This window comes from Aquisphaera insulae, from assembly GCF_011064615.1.
GTDB lineage: Bacteria > Planctomycetota > Planctomycetia > Isosphaerales > Isosphaeraceae > Aquisphaera > Aquisphaera insulae.
The window spans coordinates 1-7,108 of the sequence record NZ_JAALJH010000172.1 but is presented as its reverse complement, the minus strand read 5'-3'; the positions used below and the strand labels follow the sequence as shown (position 1 = coordinate 7,108).

Here is a 7,108-nt window from a genome sequence, read left to right as displayed (position 1 = left end):
CGCAACAATTCCGGGACAAGGTGTCCAGGTCGTCCAGGCCAACGTTTCACCGCGCCAGGGCGAGGCTCCTGCCGAGCCCGGCGCAAGCCGAGGCGTGCCGACGGGCCTCGTTCCCGCGCAACAAATCCTGGACAAGACGCCCGGGTCGTCCAGGCCAACTTTTCATCGCGCCAGCCCCGCACTGCACTGCCCTGCCCTGCCCCGACCAGGCCATCACGTCGAGGTGCGGGAACACGGGCACCCGGCCTGGCTCAGTCCGGTGAAAATCAGAGCATGTTTTGGACGTCGCCGCGCCCTCGGCATCGGCCGAGGGCGCGGCGTGCGCCCGGGCCTTCAGGCCCGGGGCGGCTTGGGCTCGCGGGCGCGTCAACCGGCCCGGCGGCAGCGGCGGCGACGGATGGCCAGGCCCGCGAGCGCGGGGGCCGCGATCAGGCCCAGGGCCAGGGACGTCGGCTCGGGGACGGCCTGGACCACGAACTGGAGGGCATCCCCCTGGAACGGCTGGCCCGAGTACACGAACGAGGTGCCCACCGGGGGATGATCGAAGAACGTCGACAGGCCCGTGACCATGCTGGGGGTGTCCGGGCTCGTGAACCCGAAGACCAGGGAATGCCCCGGATCCAGCGCGTCGGTGCTCGTCTTGAACTGGATGGCGTAGCCGTTCGTGGCCACGTTGGGGAAGTGGGTGATGGTGGAAGTCCAGCCGGCCGGCGCCGTGAACGAGAGCGGGCTGGTGACGAGGAAATCCTCCCCCGGAACCCAGGCGTACCAGAACGTCTCGATGGAATCCGTGCTGGTCGCCAGGTTCGTCAGCGTGATGGAGTAGTCGAAGTTGGCCCCGTTGGGCGTCCAGCTCAGGAGGCCGGTGACGTCGAGCGGGCCGGCATCGGCCCGGCCGCCGGACGAGAAAAGTGCCGCGATGGCCGTGGCGAAGATGAGCTTCCTCATGAGGACTCCTCGGTCGCAAGCCCCGGTTTCGGGGCGTCCCAGATCGAAAGAATGAGAGGATGAACGCCGGATGATGAGACGGCGGCCCGCCGCGGGAGGGATGGCGGCGCCGGGTCGAGATTGAGATCGAGATTGAGATCGAGATCGAGATCGAGATCCAGGTGGAGGCGGGGAATCCCCTTCGACGCGTCCCGCGCGCAGGCGCCCCCGGAGGCCTCGCCCGCCGTCGGGCCGGTCGCACGTCGTTCGGGATCCGAGCCCGCGTGGCGTGGCGTCGCCTTGCGTCGCGTCGCGTCGCGTCACATCGCGACGGCGTCGACTCCGGAGGGCCGGGCCGGCCCGGGCCGGAGGGGACCGGATGGGATGGGCCCTCAGGGCGCGTGGCCGCCCGTGGAACCGTATCCCGCGAATCCCGGCCCAGGCGCGGCCTGCCATGGCGATCGTCTCCCGCCCCCGTTTCGATCGGAGGGAAGCCCCCCCATCGGTGGAGACGAGATCCGTCGGGGGATCCGTCAGGGATCTCACGCAATTCGCGAGCCCGCCCGGATCCGGCGTGCGTCAGGCGTCGGGGTCCCAGAGCCTCTGGCGGAAGTAGTCCTTCCAGCTATCGGGGAGCCGGGCGGTCTGGGTCGCGCGGCGGAGGAGCTCCTGGTTCCTCGCGTCGACGGTGTAGAGCCGGACCACGTCCGCGACGGTCAGCCCCTCGTCCAGCCGCTCGATCGGCTCGATGAGATCGCCCGGGCCGACCTCGCCCTCGGTCGTCACGGCGAGATAGAAGCCGGTCCGGCCGCTCCTGAGCATCCGCTTGAGCATGTCCATCCGGCCGAACCGGATGCCGAGCTTGAAGCACGGGAGCCGCGGCTGCGTCACCACGAACTCGGCCGTCCCGATCCGGAACCGGTCGCCGATCCGGACATCCTCCGCCAGCCCCTCGGTGGTCAGGTTCTCGCCGAAGACGGCCCGGGGGAACTCCACGCCCGGCAGCTCCCGCCGCCACGCGTCGTAGTGCTCGGACGGGTAGGCGTAGACCGCCTTGTCGGGCCCGCCGTGGACGGTCAGGTCGGACTGCTCATCGCCCTCGAAATTGAGGGCGGTCACCCGCAACCGGCGTTCGACCGGCTCCTTGAAGATCGAGGTCAGGACCGTGTTCCCCTCCCACTCGACCTCGCGGGGGAGCCCGACGCTCAGCGACACGACTTTCACAGGGCACTCCCTTCGCGTTGCCGGCGATTGCCCCCGGGCGGCCCCGGACCGGCCCAAATGGGCCTCGAGCTCCCGGCCGGGCTGGTGATGTCCGCGCCATCCGCCTTATGATCTTGAGCGAATTCGACCGATTCGGCCAGGGTGCGCGGCGAGGACGGAAGCCGGATCGATCCTTTTCGGGGAGATAGCCCATGGTCCGTTTGCCCCTCTTCGTCGCCCTGGCGTTCGCCCTCGGCGTCCCGGCCCCGGCCCCGGCCCCGGCAGGGCCGCCCGCCGTCCTGCACCGGACCGTGAAGGTCGGCGACCTCGACATCTTCTACCGCGAGGCCGGGCCGAAGGACGCCCCGGCGATCCTGCTGCTCCACGGCTTCCCGACCAGCTCGCAGATGTTCCGCAACCTGATCCCGGCGCTGGCGGACAAGTACCGCGTCATCGCCCCCGACTACCCCGGCTACGGCCACAGCTCGATGCCGCCGCACGACCGGTTCGCCTACACGTTCGACAACCTGGCGAAGGTGATCGACGAGTTCACCGGCAAGGTCGGCCTGACCAGATACGCCCTCTACGTGCAGGACTACGGCGCCCCGGTCGGCTACCGGCTGGCGGTCGCGCACCCGGAGCGGATCACCGCCATCGTGGTCCAGAACGGCAACGCCTACGACGAGGGCCTCGACAACGACTTCTGGAAGCCGATCAAGGCCTACTGGAAGGAGCCGAACAGCCGGGAGAAGCGCGACGCCATCCGCAACCTGGTCACCTACGAGGCGACGAAGTGGCAATACCTGACCGGGGCGAAGAACCCCGAGCTGGTGAGCCCCGACGGGGCGGCCCACGACCAGTTCCTTTTGGACCGCAAGGGCAACGACGAGATCCAGCTCGACCTGTTCCTCAGCTACGGCAGCAATCCGCCGCTCTACCCGAGCTGGCAGGCCTACTTCCGCGAACACCAGCCGCCGATGCTGATCGTCTGGGGCAAGAACGACCAGATCTTCCCGCCCGCCGGCGCGGAGCCCTACAAGCGGGACCTGAAGACGCTGGAGTATCACCTCATCGACGCCGGGCACTTCGCTCTCGAGACCAACGGCGACGAGATCGCCGGCCGGATGCGGGACTTCCTGAGCAAGCACGCGACGAGGTGACCCACCCGGACGGGAGTCTCGCGATGGACTTCGACCGCAGCGACACCGCCCTGGTCGTCATCGGCTCTCCCCGAGTGCCAGAAAGCCCCGGCTGAGGAGCCGGACATGGCGGGCGCGGCGGGCCCCTCCGGTCCCCTCCCCCCCGCGTGGGGGAGGGTTAGGGAGAGGGGGCTATCACACCGGCCAACCGGCCCAGAGTTGATGCCGAGCGGTCTTCGTCGGAGCGGCCCGTCTTTCATCCACGGCCCGCCCGTTCCCCCTCTCCCTGACCCTCCCCCACCAGGGGGGAGGGGATCAGAATGGACCGACTCACTTGTGGGTAAAGAGAAGGGAGGACGTCGCTCGGCTCCGGCCGAGATTCGTTCGACGATCGAGGCGGGGCGGACGAGGACCACCGATCGGACTCCTGAGGGTTCATCCCGATGAAGCACGCCGACATCCGGGCGCTGACTTTTGATGTCTTCGGCACGACCGTCGACTGGCGTGGCACCATCGCCCGCGAGGGGAGACGACTCGGCGCGGCGAAGGGGCTCCAGGTCGACTGGGAAGCCGTTGCGGATCGTTGGAGTCGGAAATACGTCGTCGCGAGGAGTCGGAACGGCCCATGGCGACCACTCGACCAGATCCTCCATGCGGCCGGTGAGGAGATCCTCGAGGAGTTCCGGATCCAGGGGCTGACGAAGGCCGAGCGCGAGAGCTGGTGCGGCCTCTGGAGTCGCCTCGATCCCTGGCCGGATGCCTTGCCCGGCCTGAAACGCCTCAAGGCTCGCTTCCTCCTGGCCGCCCTCTCCAACGCCAACATGGCCCTGTCGATCGCGCTGGCCCGGCATGCCAACCTGCCATGGGATCAGGTCCTCGGCCCCGACACCGTCCAGGTATTCAAGCCCAGCCCGAGGGTCTACTGCATGGCGTTGCGTCGCCTGGGACTGGAGGGGCACGAAGTGATGATGGTCGCCGCGCACCTCTTCGACCTGGAAGCAGCGAAGGCCATGGGATTCCGGACGGCGTTCGTCAGCCGTCCCGGCGAAGAGGCCGGCGATCCGACAAAGGCCCCTTACGTCGACCTGATCGCCGCCGATTTCCAGGACCTGGCCCTCCAGCTCTCGCGATGAATCCCCACCAGGACCAATCCTTCGACACGTCTCGCCGAACCCGACGGGTGGCGACATCGCGACGTTCCTTCCCGGGTGGCCGTGGCGGAGACGACGTCGACGCCACGGGATCGCCATGGCTCGCGCGCAAGCCGTTTCCTCCGGAATCGGCCGCGGCGATCCCGTGGCGTCGCGCCGCTTCCGCCGACACTCCTCGCCGAACCCGACAGGTGGCGACATCGCGACGGTCCTTCCCGGGTGGCTGTGGCGGAGACGAAGTCGACGCCACGGGATCGCCATGGCTCGCGCGCAAGCCGTTTGCTCCGGAATCGGCCCAGGCGATCCCGTGGCGTCGTTGCGCTTCTGCTCCGCCGACACTCCTCGCCGAACCCGACAGGTGGCGACATCGCGACGGTCCTCTCCGGGTGGCCGTGGCGGAGACGAAGTCGACGCCACGGGATCGCGACGGCTCGCGCGCAAGCCGTTTGCTCCGGAATCGGCCGAGTCGACCCCGTGGCGTCGCGGCGCTTCCGCCACAGCCACCCATGGCTTGCCCGTCGGCTCGGGCGGAGGACCGTATCCTTCCTGGGCCATTGCCTCGGCGTGGCGTGTCGGCTTCCGTGAGAAATGTCATTCATCCTGATTGGAAACTCGCCCCGGGGAGCGTGGGGGCCCGGCCCTTGATGCCTGGCCTGGCCTCGCCATTGATGCGATGCGACGATCGAGGCCACGGCGGGTATGCTATGATCGAGGCGGTCGGGCGAGTCGTCGCCTTCGATCCGCCGCGGCCCGCCCCCGATGCGTCCCGGAGCCACGCCCGGCGGCGGGCCCGCCTTCGATGAGGATGGAGCGCAGATCGACCCGGGCGCGTCGCGAGGCCGGATCGATCGGGGGGGCGGAGTCTCTTCCCGGCCGACGCGTGATCAGGCCGCAACAGGTGGTCCGCTGAAGGTGTATCCATGGGCCAGCCCGCCCCTGCATCGCCCCCCTGGTGGCTGGTGCCGAACCTCCTGGCCCTGGACGCGCCCGCGGTGGCCGTCGTCTGGCAGCGGTTCCTGGCCGCCCGGTTCGGCACCCCCGTACCGTGGTCCGCGACGGTCGCCCTCGCCGCCGTCGTCTGGTGCGTCTACCTGGCGGATCGATGCCTCGACGCGCGCCGGGGCGACCTCGACGCCGACCGACACCGGATCGCCGTCCGCTTCCCGCGCGCCTTCGCCGGGCTCGCGGCCGCCGGCCTCTTCATCGCCGTGGCCGCCGTGGCCCAGCTCCCGGCGAGCTATTTCGTCGTGGGGCTGTGGGTCGGCGCGGGGGTGGTGGCTTACCTGACCGTCGTGCACCTCGCCCGGGGAGCGGCCGGCCGGGGGGCGAAGGAGCTGCTCGTCGGGGCCGCCTTCGCCGCCGGGGTGACGGTCCCACTGCTGGCCGCCGGGCCGCGGCCGGCCGAGTGGGGGCCCAGCGCCGTCGTGTTCGGCGGCCTCTGCTGGCTGAACTGCCGGCTGATCGAGCGGTGGGAGGGCCGGCGGGCGTGGCCCGGCGACACGGCCCTGGCGGCGGCCGTCATGACCTCCGCGGCGACGCTGCCGCCGATGGTCGGCCTGGCCGCCGCGGGGGCCGGGGCGGGCCTCCTGGCCGTCCACGTGACCTGCCGTCGCCGGCCGCGGGCGGCGCGGGTCCTCGCGGACGTCGTCCTCCTGACCCCGCTCCCGCTGCTGGCCGTCGGGTGGCGGGCATGACCCCCCCGCGGTTCGACGCCCTGGCCCCGCACTACGCGTGGATCGAGGCGGCCTCCTTCGGCGGCCTGCTCCAGTGGTGCCGCACGGCCCTCGTCGAGGACCTCGCCGACGCCCGGCGGGTCCTGATCCTGGGCGAGGGGGACGGGCGATTCGTCCGGGCCTTCCTCGCGCACAACCCGGCGGCCCGCGTCCATGTGGTCGACGTCAGCCCGACCATGGTCGCCCTCGCCCGCCGCCGGGCCGGGTCCGGATGCGGATGCGGATCCGGGTGCGGGTCCGGGCCCGGGCGCGAGCGCGTGACCTGGCAGGTCGCGGACGCGCGGGCCGTCGAGTACCCCCGGGCGGAGTACGACCTGATCGTGACCAACTTCTTCCTCGACTGCTTCGGGCCGGACGACCTCGCCCGCCTCATCCCACGGGTGGCGGTCGCCTTGCAGCCCGGCGGAAGATGGCTCGTCGGCGACTTCCGGGTGCCGCCCGGCCGGCTGGCCGGCGCCGCGTCGCGGGTCCTGCTAGCGGCCATGTACGGCTTCTTCCGCCTCACCACTCGCCTCCCGGCCTCGCGCCTGGTCGACCCGCGGCCGCTCCTCCTCGCCCGCGGCCTGACCCCGCTGCGCGCGGAGTCGCGGCTGGGCGGCTTCCTGACGTCCGAGCTATGGTCCTCCCCGCCCGCCCCATCCACGCCGATCCACCGCGAGGAAAGATCCGCCCTCCACGACGAGGGACCCGAACACCCATGGAGATGAGGCGGCCAGAAGCGTCATGCCCGGGGAGGCATCAAGGCATCAAAGGCCAGGCACTCGAAGCGCGAAGGCATCAAAGGCCATGAAGGCAACAAAGGCCAGGGCATCAAAGGACCGGGTAGGACTGGGGTGTTGGAAAGTGGTTCCTGGCGGCCCGGAGGCGGGGTCGGGGCTCGACCGTTCCCGTTGCGCCCTCCGAGGTCCGTGATGCGGCTGGGAACACGGCCCGGGCGCGGACGGCCGCTCGCGCC

General features: G+C 70.8%; 6 protein-coding genes. 4 read left to right on the top strand and 2 right to left on the bottom strand.

Going from position 1 to position 7,108, the window contains the following annotated elements; all coding sequences use genetic code 11:
* Positions 1-366: 366 nt before the first annotated feature.
* Both G6O54_RS36220 and G6O54_RS36215 read right to left on the bottom strand, forming a co-directional pair.
* Complete coding sequence (locus G6O54_RS36220; protein WP_165235734.1) at positions 367-948, bottom strand: PEP-CTERM sorting domain-containing protein; 582 nt, start codon at positions 946-948, stop codon at positions 367-369.
* A gap of 558 nt (positions 949-1,506) precedes the next feature.
* Entirely contained in the window at positions 1,507-2,151 is a 645-nt protein-coding gene (locus G6O54_RS36215) for an MOSC domain-containing protein (protein WP_165235715.1), read from the bottom strand.
* A gap of 191 nt (positions 2,152-2,342) precedes the next feature.
* On the opposite strand from G6O54_RS36215, the gene G6O54_RS36210 reads away from it, so the two are divergent.
* From G6O54_RS36210 to G6O54_RS36195, 4 genes are all read left to right on the top strand, one after another.
* Entirely contained in the window at positions 2,343-3,290 is a 948-nt protein-coding gene (locus G6O54_RS36210; protein ID WP_165235712.1) for an alpha/beta fold hydrolase, read from the top strand.
* A 422-nt stretch (positions 3,291-3,712) separates the two neighbouring features.
* Positions 3,713-4,402 carry a haloacid dehalogenase type II gene (locus G6O54_RS36205; protein ID WP_165235709.1) on the top strand — a complete coding sequence of 230 codons (690 nt, stop codon included), beginning with the start codon at positions 3,713-3,715 and terminating at the stop codon, positions 4,400-4,402.
* A 938-nt stretch (positions 4,403-5,340) separates the two neighbouring features.
* On the top strand, positions 5,341-6,114 hold the full coding sequence (locus G6O54_RS36200) for a hypothetical protein (RefSeq protein ID WP_165235706.1): 774 nt from the start codon (positions 5,341-5,343) through the stop codon (positions 6,112-6,114).
* The gene (locus tag G6O54_RS36195; RefSeq protein WP_165235703.1) at positions 6,111-6,860 is read left to right on the top strand and encodes a class I SAM-dependent methyltransferase; all 750 of its coding nucleotides are present in this window, start codon (positions 6,111-6,113) and stop codon (positions 6,858-6,860) included. The genes G6O54_RS36200 and G6O54_RS36195 overlap by 4 nt, the downstream gene beginning before the upstream one ends.
* The last annotated feature ends 248 nt before the right edge of the window (positions 6,861-7,108 follow it).